This window comes from Brachybacterium sp. 107 (assembly GCF_052379725.1).
Lineage (GTDB): Bacteria > Actinomycetota > Actinomycetes > Actinomycetales > Dermabacteraceae > Brachybacterium.
The window spans coordinates 45,231-62,274 of the sequence record NZ_JBQSYW010000006.1; the positions used below are offsets into that span (position 1 = coordinate 45,231).

Consider the following 17,044-nt stretch of genomic DNA (forward strand, 5'->3'; position numbering starts at 1 on the left):
AGCGCGCAGATTCCAGCGTGCTCCGGAGCAGGCGACATCGGCCGGGAACGTGCCTTGTCAGGCCTGCCCGAGCACCACGCGCAGCTCGTCCTTCAGCTGCGCCAGGCGCTCGTCGGAGCGTCGGCGGATCTCTGCCGTCTCCGTGGCGGACGTACCCGCGGGAACGTCCTGGACGACCTCCAGATAGCACTTGAGCTTCGGTTCGGTGCCCGAGGGACGCACCACCACGCGGGTGTCCTCCGCGCTGAGCAGCAGCATCCCCTCCGTGGGCGGCAGGCCGGTGCTGGCCACGGATCCCTCGGAGAGGTCCTGGGTGGTGACGACGTCGGAGCCCAGCAGGTGTGCGGGCGGCGCGGAGCGCAGCTGCTGCATCATGGCCGGGATCTCGGCGAGGTCCTCCACCCGGATGGAAAGCTGCGAGGTCGCGTACAGTCCGTGCGCCGCGGCGAGCTCGTCGAGCCGGCCGATCAGCGTGGTGCCTTCCGCCTTCGCGAGCGCCGCCATCTCCGCGACCATCAGTCCTGCGGAGAGGCCGTCCTTGTCGCGCACCACCTCGGGCAGCACGCAGTAGCCGATCGCCTCCTCGTAGCCGAAGACGATGCCGGGGGCACGGGCGATCCACTTGAAGCCCGTCAGCGTGGTGGGGGAGTCCACTCCGGCAGCCTCGGCGACCTTTCCCAGCCAGCGGCTGGAGACGATCGAGCGGGCGAAGGCCCCGCGGTAGCCGTGCCGACGGATCAGATGGTCGCCGAGCAGAACTCCCAGCTCGTCACCGCTGAGCATCCGCCAGTCGCCCAGATGCGGGTCGAGCACGGCGGCGGCGCAGCGATCGGCGTCGGGATCGTTCGCGATCACCACGTCGGCCTCGACGGTGCGGGCCAGCTCGAGCGCCAGATCGATCGCCCCGGGCTCCTCGGGGTTGGGGAAGGCGACCGTGGGGAAGTCCGGGTCAGGATCGGCCTGCTTGGCGACCGTGTGCACCTCGGCGAAGCCGCTGCGGTGCAGCGCCGCGAGCGCCGTCTCGGTGCCCACGCCATGCATCGCGGTGTGCACGATCCGCACATCCCGCGGCCCGTCGAGATCGGGGAGGGTGCAGATCGCCGCGAGATAGTCCTCGCGCAGCTGCTCACCCAGCGGCTCCCAGCCGGCGTCGGCCACCGGGATGTCCAGCACGGGGCCGACGGCGGCGATGCGCTCGGCGATCTGCCCGTCCGAGGGCGGCACGATCTGGACGCCCTGTCCGTCGGACTCCTGGGCCCGGCCCCCGAGATACACCTTGTAGCCGTTGTCGGCCGGCGGGTTGTGACTCGCCGTGACGACGATCCCGGCGTCGGCGCCCAGATGTCGCACGCCGAAGGCGACCAGCGGCGTGGGGCCGGAGCGCTCCAGCAGCTGCACGCGGCAGCCGGCCGACGTCATGATCGCGGCGGAGCGTCGTGCGAAGTCCTGCGAGTTGTAGCGGGCGTCGTACCCGATCACCACGAGGGGCTCCGCGAGTCCGAGGTCGCCCAGGAGATGGTCGGCGAGGCCCCGGGCGGCGCGTGAGACCACAGCGAGGTTCATCCGGTTCGGACCGGGCCCCATCCGTCCGCGCAGACCGGCCGTGCCGAACTCCAGGTCCCCGGAGAAGGCATCCGTGATCTCGTCGATCGCGGGCTCCCCCCCGGAGGCGGCCTGCTCGAGCAGCGAGGTGAGCGCGGAGCGCGTCGCCGGATCCGGATCGTCCGTGAGCCAGGCCTCGCCGCGCTCGCGCAGAGCAGGATCCAGCGCGGTCATCATGCCTGCGCCCCGGAGGCCGACGGGTCCGAGGAATCCGACGTGCTGGAGGAATCCGATGTGCTGGAGGAATCCGACGAGTCCGAGGAGGCGGCGCCGCCGGTGATGCGGCGGACGGTCTCGGCGAGCAGCGCCGAGATGCGTGGGCCCGCGTCCCGGCCCGCCTCGAGGACCTCCTCATGGCTGAGGGCCTGGGCGCTGATCCCCGCAGCGAGGTTCGTGACCAGGGAGATCCCGAGCACGTCCATCCCGGCCTCGCGGGCGGCGATCGCCTCGAGCGCAGTGGACATGCCGACGAGGTGGGCCCCGATGGTCCGGGCCATCCGCACCTCGGCCGGGGTCTCGTACGTCGGCCCTTGGAACTGCATGTAGACGCCCTCGTCGAGAGACGGGTCGACCTCCCGGGCGATGTCGCGCAGCGCCGGGGTGTACAGATCGGTGAGGTCCACGAAGTTCGCGCCCGACAGGGGAGTGGCACCGGTGAAGTTGATCTGGTCGCTGATCAGCACCGGGGTGCCGGGGGTCCAGGACGGGTCGATGCCGCCGCAGCCGTTGGTCAGCACCATCGTGCGAGCACCGGTGGCCGCGGCGGTGCGCACGCCGTGCACCACGGCGCCCACCCCGGCTCCCTCATAGAAGTGGGTGCGGGCACCCAGGACGAGCGCCCGGGCACCGCTGCCCTCCACGCGGATCGAACGGAGCGTGCCGATGTGGCCGGCGACGGCCGGCGGGCGGAATCCCGGGATCGTGGTGGCGTCGGCCTGCCAGACGGTCTCCCCGAGCAGGTCCGCGGCGCCGGCCCAGCCGGACCCGAGCACCAGGGCGAGATCATGGGTGGCCACCCCGCTGGCCTCGGCGATCGCGGCGGCGGCGTCGCGGGCGAGCAGGTACGGGTCAGAGGCGGTTTCAGTCATGGATCGAAGGTAACGCAGCGAGCCCCGGCACAACACCGGAACCGGGCCCCCGTCGAGCCTTCTGAGACACAATGGAGACGTGAGCGATCCCAGCACTGCCCTTCCGTCGGACCCCCATCGAGTGACCCGTGCCGGTGACCGCACGCGGGTCGTGATCATCGGCGGCGGCCCGGGCGGCTACGAGGCCGCCCTGACCGCCGCCCGCCACGGCGCCGACACCGTGCTGATCGAGGACCGGGGGCTCGGCGGTGCCGCAGTGATCACCGATGTCGTCCCCTCCAAGACCCTCATCGCCACCGCCGATGTCCTCGACCAGGTCGCCACCTCCCAGGAGCTCGGCATCCGCCAGGCCGACGACGGCTCGGCCCCGGGCACCGGAGCCCTGACCGTCGACCTCGCGGCCGTCAACGCCCGGGTCCAGCGGCTCGCGACCGCGCAGTCCGAGGACGTCCGCGCCTCCCTGCGCGAGGCAGGGGTGCGCGTGATCGAGGGCCGCGGCCACCTGCGGGGACCCTCGACCGTCGAGATCCGGGACGGCGCGGGGGAGGACGCCGCCGTGCTCGATCCGGCCTGCGAGGCGGACGTGATCCTGCTCGCCGTCGGTGCCCGACCCCGCGAGCTGGACTCCGCCCCCTGCGACGGGGAGCGGATCCTGAACTGGACCCAGCTCTACACCCTCGAGGAGCTGCCTGAGCACCTGATCGTCGTCGGCTCCGGGGTCACCGGCGCCGAGTTCGCGAGCGCCTACCGTGCCCTGGGCAGCGAGGTCACACTGGTCTCGTCCCGGGAGAAGGTGCTGCCGGGCACCGACGGCGACGCTGCCGACGTGCTCGAGGAGGCCTTCGCCCGCCGCGGCGTCACGGTGCGCTCACGAACCCGCGCCGCGTCCGCGCACCGCACCGAGGACGGGGTGGTCGTCACCCTCACCTCGGGGGAGGAGATCGCCGGCAGCCACGTGCTGATGGCGCTGGGCGGGATCCCCTGGACCGGGGATCTCGGCCTCGAGCAGGCCGGGGTTCGGGTGAAGGACAGCGGTCACATCGACACCGACCGCGTCTCCCGCACCAGCGTGCGGGGCATCTACGCCGCCGGTGACTGCACCGGGGTGTACCCGCTCGCCTCGGTGGCCGCGATGCAGGGGCGCATCGCCATGCATCACGCGCTCGGCGATGCGGTCTCCCCGCTGATCTCCGCGCAGGTGTCCTCGGCGATCTTCACCAGCCCGGAGATCGCGGTGGTGGGCGTGAGCGAGCAGGACGTCGCCGACGGGGTCCTCTCCGGCGAGGTGCTCGTGCTGGGGCTGGACACCAACCCGCGCGCCAAGATGCAGGGGCTGAGCGAGGGCTTCGTGAAGCTCATCGTGCGCTCCGGGTCGCACACCGTGATGGGCGCCGTGGTGGTGGCCCCGCGGGCGAGCGAGCTGATCCTGCCGTACACGCTCGCTGTCGCCCACCGGCTCACGGCCGAGCAGGTCGCCGGGACGTTCACCGTGTACCCCTCGCTCACGGGGTCCTTGGCCGAGGTGGCGCGACGGGCGAGCCAGACCGGCACCGACTGAGGCCGGTCCGGCACCGGCTGAGGCGCCGTCCGCTGCCGGGTCGGGTCGAGGTCAGTCCTCGATGGAGCAGAGCACGGCGCCCGCGGAGACCGTCGCCCCGATCTCGGCACCGAGCCCCTTGAGGACGCCGGAGCGGTGCGCGGTGATCGGCTGCTCCATCTTCATGGCCTCGAGCACGACGAGCAGGTCGCCGTCGGAGACGCTCTGGCCCTCCTCGGCGACCACCTTCACGATGGTCCCCTGCATGGGGGCGGTGACCGCGTTGCCGTTGGCCGCGGACTCCCCGACGGACTTGTGCTGGCGTTTGCGGCGCGAGCGCACGGCGGCCTGCGGTGCACGCAGCGAGGCGGGGAGGCTGATCTCGACCCGGCGGCCGTCGACCTCGACCACGACGGCCTCACGGTCCTCAGCCTCTTCGGGCTGCGACGGCAGCGGGGCTGCGGGGAGGTCGTTGTCGAACTCGGTCTCGATCCAGCGGGTGTGGACCGTGAACGGCTCCTCCGGATCCTCCGGGGCGAAGGCAGGATCGGCGACGACGGCGCGGTGGAAGGGGATCACCGTGGGGATCCCCTCGACGCGGAACTCGGCGAGGGCCCGACGGGAGCGCTCGAGCGCCTCCTGGCGGGTGGCCCCGGTGACGATGAGCTTGGCGAGCATCGAGTCGAAGGCTCCGGAGATCTCGTCGCCCGCGCGCACACCGGAGTCGACGCGCACGCCGGGACCCGAGGGCAGCTCGTACCGGTGGATGCGGCCGGGGGCCGGCATGAAGCCGCGGCCCGGATCCTCGCCGTTGATGCGGAACTCGAAGGAGTGGCCGCGCGAGGCCGGGTCCTCGGAGCTGATGGTGCCGCCCGCCGCGATGCGCAGCTGCTCGCGCACCAGGTCCACGCCGGCGACCTCCTCGGTGATCGTGTGCTCGACCTGGAGGCGGGTGTTGACCTCGAGGAACGAGATGGTGCCGTCGATTCCGACCAGGAACTCGCAGGTGCCGGCGCCGATGTACCCGGCCTCGCGGAGGATCGCCTTCGAGGAGGACACCAGCTGCGCGTTCTGCTGAGCGGTGAGGAAGGGCGCGGGCGCCTCCTCGACGAGCTTCTGGTGGCGGCGCTGGAGCGAGCAGTCACGGGTGGAGACGACCTGGACGTTGCCGTGCATGTCCGCCAGGCACTGGGTCTCGACGTGCCGGGGCGAGTCGAGGTAGCGCTCCACGAAGCACTCACCGCGTCCGAAGGCGGAGACCGCCTCGCGGACCGCGGAATCGAACAGCTCGCGCACCTCGGACTCCTCGCGGGCGACCTTCAGGCCGCGACCGCCGCCTCCGAATGCCGCCTTGATGGCGATCGGCAGACCATTCTCCCGGGCGAAGTCGACGACCTCGTCGGAGTTCTGGACGGGATCCTTGGTGCCGGCCACCAGCGGTGCCCCGGCCTTCTGCGCGATGTGCCGCGCCGAGACCTTGTCGCCGAGCTTCTCGATGGCCGACGGGGGCGGCCCGATCCAGGTGAGCCCGGCGTCGGTGACGGCCTGGGCGAAGTCGGAGCGCTCGGAGAGGAAGCCGTAGCCGGGGTGGATCGCGTCGGCGCCGGAGCGCTTCGCGATGTCCAGGATCTTGTCGACGACCAGGTAGGAGCTCGCGGCGGTGGTGCCGCCGAGGGCATAGGCCTCATCGGCGATCTGGGTATGCAGCGCATCGCGATCGGGGTCGGCGTACACGGCCACGGAGCGCAGCCCGGCGTCCCGGCAGGCCCGAGCGATCCGCACCGCGATCTCTCCACGGTTGGCGATCAGCACCGTGGACAGCGGGCGGGGCTTGGAAGAGCGTGCGGGCATGAGGGAGGGTTCCTTCCGGGAGTCAGCAGTGGCCGAGTCTAGTACCGAGTGCGCTCAGGCGGACGCAGGGTCGGGCATGGTGCCTGGTGAGTCGGTCGCTGCAGCCGTGGGCAGTGCGGAGTCCCACAGCTCATGGATGCCGACCCCGATCTCTCCCAGCAGGCGGCGCAGCAGCGGCAGGGACAGGCCGACCACGGCATGAGGGTCCCCGGAGACGCCCTCGATGAAGGGGCCCGCCAGACCGTCGATCGTGAATCCACCGGCCACGCCGAGCGGCTCGCCGGTGGCGACGTACGCCTCGATCTCCTCGTCGGACAGCTGGGCGAAGGTGACCTCGCAGCTCGCCGTGGCGCCGAAGGTGGCTCCGGTGCCGCCGTCCTCCTCGTCGCGGTCGTCGACCAGCCAGTGACCGGAGTGCAGGATGCCGGAGCGCCCGCGCATCGCCTGCCAGCGGGCGATGGCCCGCTCCGACGTGTGCGGCTTGCCGATCACCTCGCCGTCGAGCTCGAGCATCGAGTCGCAGCCGAGGACCACATAGCCGCCGTCGCTGCGGGACGTCGCCGCCACGGCTTTCTCGCGGGCCAGCAGGAGCACCTCGTCGGCCGGCGTCAGGGCGTCCTCCGGGGCCCCGGTGGCGGCGGCCCGCTCGCGGGCGGCCGCCAGGATCGCGTCCTCGTCCAGGTCCACCGGGAGGGTGCCGTGCTCGATCCGGGCGGCGCGCAGCGTGGCGCGGCGGCCGGCCGAGGCCGAGGCGAGCAGGAGCAGCGGATCGTGGTCGGGGGACGGCTGCTCGGAGACCTGCTCCGTGGTGTACTGCTCAGCGGTGTTCTTCTCCGGGGTCGTCATGACAGGGCTCCTTCGAGGACGGACAGCGGCAGGCTCCCCAGCTCGAGGGCCCGACGGTGGAATTCGCGGGCGGGCTGGACGGACTGCTCGCGCAGCTGTTCCCAGACCCGCTGGCCGATCTTGTAGGACGGCGCCTGACCGGGCCAGCCCAGGTAGCGGTTCAGCTCGAAGCGGCGCTCCGCCTCGGTGACTCCCCAGTGGGCGGTCATGAAGTCCCAGGCGGTGTCATAGGTCCAGTCGCCGCCGGCGGATCCGGCGAGACCCTCCGGCATCGGCAGGCCGACGTGGAGACCGATGTCGAGCACGACTCGACCAGCTCGCAGGCGCTGCGCATCGAGCATGCCGAGCCGGTCCCCGTCGTCCGAGAGATACCCGAGCTGGTCCATCAGACGCTCGGCGTACAGGGCCCAGCCCTCGCCGTGCCCGGAGACCCAGCACATCATCGCGCGCCAGCGGTTCAGAGTGGAGGCCTGCATGGTCTGGGTGCCGACCTGCAGGTGATGGCCGGGGACGCCCTCGTGGTAGACCGTCGTGGTCTCCAACCAGGTGTGGAACTCGGTGGTGGTCGCCGGAACGTCCCACCACATGCGGCCGGGCCGCGTGAGGTCCTCGCTGGGGCCGGTGTAGTAGATGCCGCCTGAACCGGTGCGGGCGATGCGGCATTCCAATCGACGCAGCGGATCGGGGATGTCGAAGTGGGTGCCGGCGAGCTCCTCGATGGCGCGATCGCTGAGCTCCTGCATCCAGCTGCGCAGCGCCTCGGTCCCGTGCAGGATCCGGGCCGGGTCGCTGTTCAGGCTCTCCTTCGCGGCCTCGACCGAGCTCCCGCCGCCGTTGCCGTGGCGGTCGTTGATCCGTCGCGCGACCTCCTCCTGCTCGGCGACGACCGCGCGGAGCTCGTCGATGCCCCAGGCGTAGGTCTCGTCGACATCGATCTCGGTGCCCAGGAAGGTGCGCGAGGACAGGAGGTAGGCGTCGCGGCCCACGGCATCGGCCTCCGGGGCGCGCTGGACCAGGGAGGTCAGCTCCTCGGCGAGGGAGAGATAGCCGTCGGCCGCGGTGCGGGCCGCCGCGGCGACCCGGTCGCGCTGGGCGTCGTCGCCCTGCGCCTGGGCGGCGAACTCCGCGAAGAACCCGTCCTTCGCCGCGAATCCACGGGCCTGCTCGGCGCCGAGCAGCAGCTGGCGGCGGGCGGAGACCACCCCGTGGTCCGCAGCCTCCCGGAGGGACTGCGCCCAGCTGGACAGCGACCCGGGCATCGCGTCCAGGCGCTGGGCGATCACCTGCCAGTCGTCGGCGGTGTCGGTGGGCATCTGATCGAGCACATCGCGGGACTGCAGCGGGGAGGCGAGATTGTTGACGGTCGCGATGTCCAGGCGCCGCTCGGCGCGTTCGATCTCGAGGCCGAGGCGCTCGGTCAGCGCGGCGCGGGTGACGGCGTCGGTGTCGTCCTCGTCGAGGACGGTCGAGAGCGAGGCCAGCAGGTCGCGCGCCGCGTCGGTCCGTGCCGACACCGCCTCCGGGGAGTAGTCGGTGACCTCGGTGTCGTGCCCGGCGATGCCGAGCTCGGTGGCCAGGAACGGGTCCAGTCGGACGCTGAGATCGACGTAGTCGTCGGCGAGGCGGTCCAGGGCGGACGCCGTGCGCGCGGGCTGGGGAGAGGGGGTCTCGGGCATGTCCGCGAGTCTAGTGGCGCACGACGCACCAGGCGAAGACCGGCGCTGTGCTCGACGGCCGGCGGCCACCGCTCAGCGGTCGGCGAACTGCCAGGCCGTGGGGGAGGCGTGACCGCGCAGGGCGTGGGCGCGGGGATGGCTGTGCACAGGGCCGTTCCAGGCGCTGGGCCCGCCGCCGCGACCCTCCGCGAGGGCGCGCTCGTCGGCCTCCAGACGGCTGGTGACGCTCATCGCCGAGACCACCACGGCGATCGCGGCGAGCTCGTCCGCCGCGAGCCGGCCCTGGACGAGCTGGACGTCCGTGTGCGGCGTGCTCACAGCGGGATGTTCCCGTGCTTCTTGGTGGGCAGGGTGTCCCGCTTGGTGCGCAGTGCACGCAGCGCCCGGGCCACCTCGATGCGGGTGTCGGCCGGCTGGATCACGTTATCGATCCAGCCGCGCTCGGCCGCGGTGTACGGGGTCGCGAACTGCTCGTCGTACTCGGCCTCGAACCTGGTGCGCTCGGCCGCGACGTCCCCGCCCTGCTCGGCGACCTGGCGCAGGTCCCCGCGATGCAGGATGTTGACCGCACCCTGCGAGCCCATGACCGCGATCTGCGCGGTCGGCCAGGCCAGGTTGATGTCCGCCCCGAGATCCTTGGATCCCATGACGATGTACGCACCGCCGTAGGCCTTGCGCGTGATGACGGTGACCAGCGGCACGGTCGCCTCGGCGTAGGCGTACAGCAGCTTCGCCCCGCGACGGATGATGCCGCCGAACTCCTGGTCGGTGCCGGGCAGGAAGCCGGGCACGTCCACGAAGGTCAGGACCGGGATGTTGTTGGCGTCGCACAGACGCACGAACCGGGCCGCCTTCTCGGAGGCGTCGATGTCGAGGGTGCCCGCGAGGTGCGAGGGCTGATTGGCGACGATGCCGACGCTGTGTCCCTCGACCCGGCCGAAGCCCACCAGGATGTTGCGGGCGAAGAGCGGCTGGACCTCGAGGAACTCCTCGTCGTCCAGGACCGTGCGGAGCACGGTGAGCATGTCGTAGGGCTGGTTCGGGGAATCCGGCACGAGGGTGTCCAGTGCCGTGTCCTGCGGTGTCCGGCTCTCCTCGAGGAGCACCGGGAAGGACGGCGCCGGGCTCAGCGTGTTCGCCGGCAGATAGCTCAAAAGATCCTTGACGTACTCGATGGCCTCGCCCTCGTCGGGGGCCATGTAGTGGGCCACGCCCGAGCGGGAGGTGTGCGTGCGGGCACCGCCGAGCTCCTCGAAGCCGACGTCCTCGCCGGTCACGGTGCGGATCACGTCGGGACCGGTGATGAACATGTGGGAGGTCTTCTCGACCATCACGATGATGTCGGACAGTGCGGGGGAGTACACCGCACCGCCGGCGGCCGGGCCCATGATCAGGGCGATCTGGGGGATGACGCCCGAGGCGCGGGTGTTGCGCCGCATGATGCCGGCGAACATGGCGAGTGAGGCCACGCCCTCCTGGATGCGGGCGCCGCCGCCGTCGAGGATGGCGATGATCGGCACGCCCGTGCTCAGCGCGAGATCCTGGATCTTCTGGATCTTGCGGCCGTGGGCCTCGCCGAGGGACCCGCCGAAGACGGTGAAGTCCTGGGAGTAGACGCAGACCTGCCGGCCGTCGATCGTGCCGTAGCCGGTGACGATCCCGTCGCCGGCAGGGCGCTTGCGGTCGATGCCGAAGTTGCTCGCCTGATGCTTCACGAAGCGATCGGTCTCCGAGAAGGAGCCGTCGTCGAGGAGGTCGGTGATGCGCTCGCGAGCAGTCTTCTTGCCTCGCGCATGCTGCTTCTGGACTGCGATCTCATCCGCTGCGGAGACCGCCGCGGCGTCGCGCTCGCGAAGGTCTTCAAGTCGCTGAGCGGTGGTGAGCGGCCGCGGGGCGTCGGTCACGGAGCCTCCTGAGGCAGCCTTCAGGCCGCCAAGAATACGGGGAGATGAACACCGGGATACTACGCTACGACGTGCCGACGAGGGCCGACCCGACCCGGCATGGAGTGACATGTCCCGTCGCGGACGGCGCAGCGGCACCGGACATCTGCTCCAGGAGGGAGATCACGCGTGGCAGAAGACGCGGCAGAGGACTCAGCGGGTATCGGCCCGCGGCCCGTGGCTCCCGCATACCTGAGGCCCACTGCGGCGAACTCCGCTCCGCACGCTCCGTCTGCCCAGCACGTCACGCCGATCCACCGGATGGGCGAGGTGACCTCCACGCAGGACGAGGCCGGGAGGCGGCTCGACGCCGGCGAGAAGGCTCCCTTCGCGGTCACGGCGCGGCGGCAGCAGGCCGGCCGCGGGCGGCTGGGGCGCCGATTCGTCAGCCCCGACGGCGGCAACGTCTATCTCACCTACGCCCACAGCACCGGACTCGCGCCCTCGCAGCGCACCTGGATGCCGCTCGTGGCCGGACTGGCCGCCGTCTCCGCGATCGACGAGGTCCTCGGAGCAGTCGACGTTCTCGGGACGGGCGAGGTCACCGGTGCGAGCGGGGCGAGCGGGGCAGCTGGGGCGAGCAGGGTCGGGATCGGCCTCAAATGGCCCAACGACCTGCAGACCGCGGACGGGCGCAAGCTCGGTGGGATCCTCGTCGAAGGCCGGGGCGCGCAGGGAGTGCTGATCGGCATCGGGATCAATCTCCGCGGTCCGGTGCAGGATGGTGACGGCACCGCCGTCCCCGGAGCCGCCTGGCTGCTCGGCGAGGCAGGGATCCGTGATGGTGAGGGTCCCTGCGCGCCGGGCGCGACCCGACGCCCTGAGCGGATCGAGGACCTGGGGGACCGGATCGCGGAGGCGATCATCCGGTCCCTCAGCAGCGAGCTCGCCGCACTGGAGTCCACGGACGGGGACGCGGTGACGGCAGGCACTGAGCACCGTTACACTATGACGTGCCTCACAGTGGGGCAGCTCGTGCGGGTCGATCCGCTGGGGGAGACGAGCACGGGCGGTGCGACGCCGCCCGCGCTGGTCGGAACCGCAGTGGGGATCGACGGACGGGGCCGGTTGATGATCGACCCGGGCGATCCCCGGGCCGACGGGCCGGTGGCCGTCGATGTCGGCGATGTGAAGCATGTGAGGCCGGGCGGACCCGCTCGGCCGACGAGAGACGCCGATCGCGGCGTCGAACAGGAGGATCACAGCACGTGACCGGCGGTACCGAAGACCTGGAGCGCATGACTTCCTCGGACGGGACCCCGTCGTCCGGGGAGAGCGGTGTGCCGCCGGAGGAGTCACCCGACCTCGTGCAGACCCCTCTCGACGATCGCGACATCCTGGAGCTGAACCGGCGGTTCGCCGAGGTGCGACGCAGCGTCGCCGCCCTCGAGAAAGTGCTGCTGCAGGGCCCGCGGAAGTACTCGCGGCGCGATCTGGCCCAGCAGCAGGACATTCCCGAGCGGCTGACCTCCGTCTACTGGCGCTCGCTCGGCTTCACTCCGGTCGACGAGGACACCGTCGTGTTCACCGAGGAGGATGCCTACTCCATCGGCGACCTCGCGGCGATCGTCGAGGACGGCGTGCTCTCGGAGCGGGCCTTCGCGAGCATCACCCGGGGACTGGGCTTCCACATGGGCCGGCTCGCCATGTGGATCACCGAGGCGCTGGTCGACGAGGCGAAGCATGCCGACGGTGCGGACGACGCCGATGCCCGCCAGCAGATGCTCGACTCCGTCCCCGAGCTCCTCGAGACCCTCGAATCCCAGGTCATGTTCGCGTTCCGCCGGCAGATGGCGGCCTATGCGGCCCGGGCCGGCTCCGAGGTGCTCCATCAGGACACCGACGAGCTGTTCCCGCTGCAGCGTGCCGTCGGCTTCGCCGACCTCGTGCAGTTCACCCGCCTCGCCCAGGACCTCTCCGGCGCCGAGCTCGCCGACGTGGTCGGGCGGTTCGAAGCCGTGGGGCGCGATGTCATCTCCGTCGGCGGAGGCCGCGTGGTCAAGACGGTCGGCGACGAGATCATGTTCCTGGCGGACACGCCCGAGGACGGTGCGCAGATCGCCGTCAGCCTCGCCGAGACGATCTGCTCCGACCAGGGTCTTCCTCCGGTGCGGGTGGGCCTGTCCTGGGGGTCCATGTTCTCCCGGTACGGTGATGTCTTCGGTCCCAAGGTCAATCTCGCCGCCCGCATGGAATCCGTGGCCCGCCCCGGCTCCGTGATGGTCGATTCCGAGACGGCCGCCGCGATCGGCCTCGCGCTCCCGGGAGGTTTCAGCATCTCGGAGGGTGAGGACGTCGACCTCCACGGCATCGGATCGGTGAGGGTGCAGGAGATGCGCCGTGACCGGTCGGCACCGCTGGACCTGGGACTGTGAGGAGAGGGCCGACCGGCCCGCCACCCATCGCGACGTAGGATGGAAATCGTGACACGACTGCTTCTCGTCGAGGACGACTCGGCCATCGCTGAACCACTCTCCCGCGCCCTGGACAGGGAGGGCTACACCGTCACGCGTGCGTCGCGGGGCATGGATGCGCTCGCGATCGCCGCCGGGCCCGATCCGATCGACATGGTCATCCTCGATCTCGGGCTGCCCGACCTGGACGGACTCGAGGTGGCTCGGCGTCTGCGCAAGGGCGGGCTCGAATCGCCGATCCTGATCCTCACCGCACGCGCCGACGAGGTCGACGCCGTGGTGGGTCTCGATGCCGGGGCCGACGACTACGTCACCAAGCCGTTCCGTCTCGGGGAGCTGCAGGCCCGCATCCGGGCCCTCATGCGGCGCTCGCAGGCCGTGGAGGAGTCCGGGGACGCCTTCGACGTCAACGGGGTCTCCCTGGACGTCGCCGCTCGGCGTGCCTACGTCGACGGCGAGGAGCTCAGCCTCTCCGCCAAGGAGTACGACCTGCTGACAGTGCTGGTGCGCGAGTCGGGCAGCGTCGTCACGCGCGACGACCTCATGCGCGAGGTCTGGGGCGCAGAATGGTGGGGGTCCACGAAGACCCTGGACATGCACATCTCCTGGCTGCGCCGGAAGCTCGGCGACGACGCCACGAACCCGCGCCGCATCACCACCGTGAGGGGTGTCGGTTTCCGGTTCGAGACCGGCGCGGAGAACTGACGCGTGTGGCAACGGGTGCTGCAGGCCACGATCATCACCGTGGTCCTCGTCGTGCTGCTGCTGGGCATCCCGCTGGGCTGGTCCTGGCTGCAGCTCGCCGGGCAGAGGCTCACCGCGCAGGCCAACCTGATCCTTGACCAGGCGCGGGTCGCGACCGATGCCCCGCTGGCGGACGATGTGCCCCTCGACCCGGCGATGCTGCAGGCGATCGTGGATCAGCAGACGGACCTGAACATCCAGATCGTCGTGACCCTCCAGGACGGCAAGGTCGTCTCCGCCGGGGAGGCGCCCGGCCCTGATCCGCAGTCCGTCTCCGCCTACGGGTCCGAGCAGCAGCAGATCGTCGTGAACATCCCCAAGTCCGATGTGCGCGCCCATACGGCCAGCGCCTGGGTGCTGCTCGTCGTCGCCGGTCTTGCCGCCCTGTCGATCGGCGCCTCCGTCGCCCTCTGGCAGGCCCAACGGATCTCCATGCCCCTGGCCCGGTTGAACCGGCGTGCCGAGGAGATGGGCTCGGGGCGGGCCCGCGGACCGTGGAACACCTCGGGGATCTCCGAGATCGACGACGTCGCCGAGGAGCTCATCCGCTCCGGCGCGATGCTCACCGAGCGCCTGGAGGCCGAGAGCCAGCTCGCCTCGGACGCCTCGCACCAGCTGCGCACACCGCTGACCGCCCTCTCGATGCGCCTGGACGAGATCCTGGCGACCAGCTCCGAGGAATGGGTGCGCGAGGAGGCCCGTATCTCGCTCGAGCAGATCGACCGCCTGACCGAGGTGGTCCACGACCTCATCAACGCCCCCCGCTCCTCCGCGCGCCGCACGCCCGGCGTCGTCGAGCTGCGCGCCGTGCTCACCCAGCAGAGCGAGGAATGGTCCCCGGCCTACCGCCGGGCCCAGCGCGAGCTGCGCATCCAGGTGCCGCGCAGCGCTGCCGTCTGGGGATCGACAGGTCCCCTCACCCAGGCCATCGCCACGCTCATCGAGAACGCCCTCATGCACGGGGGCGGCCGCACCACCGTGAAGGTGCGCCGCAACGACCATTCCACCGTCATCGAGGTGACCGATGAGGGCGGCGGGATCGACCCTGATCTCGGCACCCGCATCTTCGAACGCTCCGTCTCCGGGCGCAGCTCCTCCGGTACCGGTGTGGGGCTGGCGCTCGCCCGCACCCTCGTCGAGGACGACGGCGGGCGGCTCGAGCTGCTCACCGAGGACCCCGCGAAGTTCGGCGTGTTCCTGATCTCCGCTCCGGGAGAGGACGACTCCGACGGGGACGGGGAGCACTCCGGAGACGTGGACGACCTCGGGACCCTGCCCCAGGGGTCCGTGGTCCGGCGCCGTCCGCGCTCGCGCGCCTGATCCTCGTACACTGACCGCCGTGTCCGAGACTTCGCAGCCCCTCCCGCCTTCCGACGCCCCCGATCCGGCCCACGACGTGCACTCGAGCCACGGAGCGCGTCGCGTGGGCATCATCGGGGCAGGCCAGCTGGCCCGCATGATGCTGGGCCCCGCGATCGAGCTGGGCCTGGCCGCACCGGTGCTCGCCACCGATCCGGCGGAGAGCGCCGCGGCGGTCGCCGGTCAGGTGCTGCTGGGTCGCCACGACGACGCCGAGGCCGTCCAGGCCCTCGCCGACGAGGCCGACGTGATCACCTTCGACCACGAGCACGTGCCGACCGAGATCCTCCAGGAGATCCAGGACCAGGGTCTCGCGGCCGTGCGACCCGGCCCCGCGGCACTCGTCCATGCCCAGGACAAGCTGGTCATGCGGGAGCGTCTCACGGCGCTGGGCCATCCCTGCCCGCGCTGGTGGCGGGTCCGTTCCCGCGAGGAGCTCGCCACCGCGCTGGGTGATGCCGCCGGTCGCCTCGTGGTCAAGACCCCGCGCGGAGGGTACGACGCCCATGGCGTACGGGTCGTCGAGGACGCCGCGGAGGTCGAGGACTGGTTCGCGGAGCACGGCGACCTCCTCGCCGAGGAGCTCGTGCCCTTCACCCGCGAGCTCTCCGCCCAGGTGGCCCGCCGGCCCGGGGGAGCGGCTGTCGCCTATCCCGTCGTGCACTCGGTCCAGAAGGACGGGGTCTGCTACGAGGTCGTGGCACCCGCCGCCGGGCTCGACGACGCCGCCCAGGAGCGCATCCAGGCCCTCGCGCTCGCGATCGCCGAGGACCTCGACGTGGTGGGCATGCTCGCCGTCGAGCTGTTCGAGACCGCGGACGGCGAGGTCAGCGTCAACGAGCTCGCCATGCGCCCCCACAACACCGGACACTGGTCCATGGACGGCGCGGTGACCGGCCAGTTCGAGCAGCACCTGCGGGCCGTCGCCGACCTCCCGCTGGGCTCGACCGCCGCGGTCGCCCCGGTCGCGGTGATGGTGAACCTGCTCGGCGGAACCGCCACCGATCTCGCCCCCGGGGTCCATGCCGCTCTCGCTGCCGACCCGGAGCTGAAGGTCCACCTGTACGGGAAGGCGGTGCGTCCCGGTCGGAAGATCGGCCACGTCACGCTCGTGGGCCAGGACGCCGAGGAGCTCCTCGAGCGCGCCCACCGCGCCGAGCACCTCATCATCGACGCCTCTGCCTCTGCCTCTGCCTCTGCCTCTGCCTCTGCCTCTGCCTCCGCCCACGCCCCCGCCTCTGCATCCACATCCGCCGACCCGGCAGGACCGACGAAGGAGACCCGATGACCGGGACGACGACCACGAGCACGCCCCGCCCCCTGGTGGGCATCGTCATGGGGTCCGACTCCGACTACCCGGTCATGAAGGCCGCCGAGGAGGCGCTCGCCGAGTTCGGGATCGACGCCGAGGTCGATGTGATCTCGGCCCACCGGATGCCCGAGGACATGATCACCTGGGGCCGCTCCGCCGCGGAGCGAGGGCTGCGCGTGGTGATCGCCGGGGCCGGCGGCGCCGCGCACCTGCCCGGCATGCTCGCCTCGCTCACCCCGCTGCCCGTGATCGGTGTCCCCGTGCCGCTCAAGCATCTCGACGGCATCGACTCCCTGCTGTCCATCGTGCAGATGCCCGCCGGGGTCCCGGTGGCGACGGTCTCGATCGGCGGGGCACGCAACGCCGGACTGCTGGCGGCCCGGATCCTGGGCGCCGGCAGCGATGTCGAGGCCGTGGCGCTGCGCGAGAAGATGGTCGACTTCCAGACCGAGCTGCGGGAGATCGCGATCCGCAAGGGCGAGACTCTGCGCTCCTCACGCTGAGTCGCTGAGTCGCTGAGCCGAGACGCTGCTGACTCCGGCCGATAGTGACAGGACCTCGACGACGAGATGCCGACGAGGAGAAGGCCAGGTGCCGTTCCGGTGAACTCGCCACGCGATATGGGCAACAGCTCGTCGGGACCGCCGAGCTGCTCCGGATCCTGGAGGGGTC

General features: G+C 71.5%; 14 protein-coding genes. 7 read left to right on the forward strand and 7 right to left on the reverse strand.

Features of this window, described 5'->3' with window-relative positions:
* Positions 1-57: 57 nt before the first annotated feature.
* Positions 58-1,776, reverse strand: coding sequence for a phospho-sugar mutase (locus tag ACT3UL_RS08655; protein WP_444577988.1), 1,719 nt, complete (start codon positions 1,774-1,776; stop codon positions 58-60).
* A complete protein-coding gene (locus tag ACT3UL_RS08660; RefSeq protein ID WP_444577846.1) occupies positions 1,776-2,690 on the reverse strand; it encodes a purine-nucleoside phosphorylase in 915 nt (304 codons plus the stop codon). Before ACT3UL_RS08660 ends, ACT3UL_RS08655 begins: the two co-directional genes overlap by 1 nt.
* A gap of 79 nt (positions 2,691-2,769) precedes the next feature.
* On the opposite strand from ACT3UL_RS08660, the gene ACT3UL_RS08665 reads away from it, so the two are divergent.
* Entirely contained in the window at positions 2,770-4,248 is a 1,479-nt protein-coding gene (locus ACT3UL_RS08665) for an NAD(P)H-quinone dehydrogenase (protein ID WP_444577847.1), read from the forward strand.
* Positions 4,249-4,299: 51 nt separating this feature from the next.
* Here ACT3UL_RS08665 and ACT3UL_RS08670 read toward each other — a convergent pair whose 3' ends face one another.
* The 5 genes from ACT3UL_RS08670 to ACT3UL_RS08690 all read right to left on the reverse strand — a co-directional run bounded on the left by ACT3UL_RS08670 (position 4,300) and on the right by ACT3UL_RS08690 (position 10,504).
* Positions 4,300-6,078: an acetyl/propionyl/methylcrotonyl-CoA carboxylase subunit alpha gene (locus tag ACT3UL_RS08670; RefSeq protein ID WP_444577848.1), complete on the reverse strand. Its 1,779-nt coding sequence runs from the start codon at positions 6,076-6,078 to the stop codon at positions 4,300-4,302.
* Between the two features lie 54 nt (positions 6,079-6,132).
* Positions 6,133-6,924, reverse strand: coding sequence for a Maf family protein (locus tag ACT3UL_RS08675; protein WP_444577849.1), 792 nt, complete (start codon positions 6,922-6,924; stop codon positions 6,133-6,135).
* Positions 6,921-8,600 (reverse strand): DUF885 domain-containing protein, encoded by a 1,680-nt coding sequence (locus tag ACT3UL_RS08680; RefSeq protein WP_444577850.1) that lies wholly within the window; start codon positions 8,598-8,600, stop codon positions 6,921-6,923. The genes ACT3UL_RS08675 and ACT3UL_RS08680 overlap by 4 nt, the downstream gene beginning before the upstream one ends.
* A 72-nt stretch (positions 8,601-8,672) precedes the next feature.
* Complete coding sequence (locus ACT3UL_RS08685; RefSeq protein WP_444577851.1) at positions 8,673-8,918, reverse strand: hypothetical protein; 246 nt, start codon at positions 8,916-8,918, stop codon at positions 8,673-8,675.
* Positions 8,915-10,504: an acyl-CoA carboxylase subunit beta gene (locus ACT3UL_RS08690; protein ID WP_444577852.1), complete on the reverse strand. Its 1,590-nt coding sequence runs from the start codon at positions 10,502-10,504 to the stop codon at positions 8,915-8,917. Before ACT3UL_RS08690 ends, ACT3UL_RS08685 begins: the two co-directional genes overlap by 4 nt.
* Before the next feature lie 300 nt (positions 10,505-10,804).
* On the opposite strand from ACT3UL_RS08690, the gene ACT3UL_RS08695 reads away from it, so the two are divergent.
* The 6 genes from ACT3UL_RS08695 (at position 10,805) to purE (ending at position 16,875) form a co-directional block, all read left to right on the forward strand.
* Positions 10,805-11,755 carry a biotin--[acetyl-CoA-carboxylase] ligase gene (locus ACT3UL_RS08695; RefSeq protein WP_444577853.1) on the forward strand — a complete coding sequence of 317 codons (951 nt, stop codon included), beginning with the start codon at positions 10,805-10,807 and terminating at the stop codon, positions 11,753-11,755.
* Between the two features lie 26 nt (positions 11,756-11,781).
* A complete protein-coding gene (locus tag ACT3UL_RS08700) occupies positions 11,782-12,918 on the forward strand; it encodes an adenylate/guanylate cyclase domain-containing protein (RefSeq protein ID WP_444577854.1) in 1,137 nt (378 codons plus the stop codon).
* 48 nt (positions 12,919-12,966) lie between these two features.
* Complete coding sequence (locus ACT3UL_RS08705) at positions 12,967-13,662, forward strand: response regulator transcription factor (protein WP_444577855.1); 696 nt, start codon at positions 12,967-12,969, stop codon at positions 13,660-13,662.
* Positions 13,663-13,665: 3 nt separating this feature from the next.
* Positions 13,666-15,021: a sensor histidine kinase gene (locus tag ACT3UL_RS08710; protein ID WP_444577856.1), complete on the forward strand. Its 1,356-nt coding sequence runs from the start codon at positions 13,666-13,668 to the stop codon at positions 15,019-15,021.
* Positions 15,022-15,157: 136 nt separating this feature from the next.
* Entirely contained in the window at positions 15,158-16,348 is a 1,191-nt protein-coding gene (locus ACT3UL_RS08715) for a 5-(carboxyamino)imidazole ribonucleotide synthase (RefSeq protein ID WP_444577989.1), read from the forward strand.
* Positions 16,345-16,875 (forward strand): 5-(carboxyamino)imidazole ribonucleotide mutase, encoded by a 531-nt coding sequence (gene purE / locus ACT3UL_RS08720; RefSeq protein WP_444577857.1) that lies wholly within the window; start codon positions 16,345-16,347, stop codon positions 16,873-16,875. The genes ACT3UL_RS08715 and purE overlap by 4 nt, the downstream gene beginning before the upstream one ends.
* Positions 16,876-17,044: the final 169 nt, after the last annotated feature.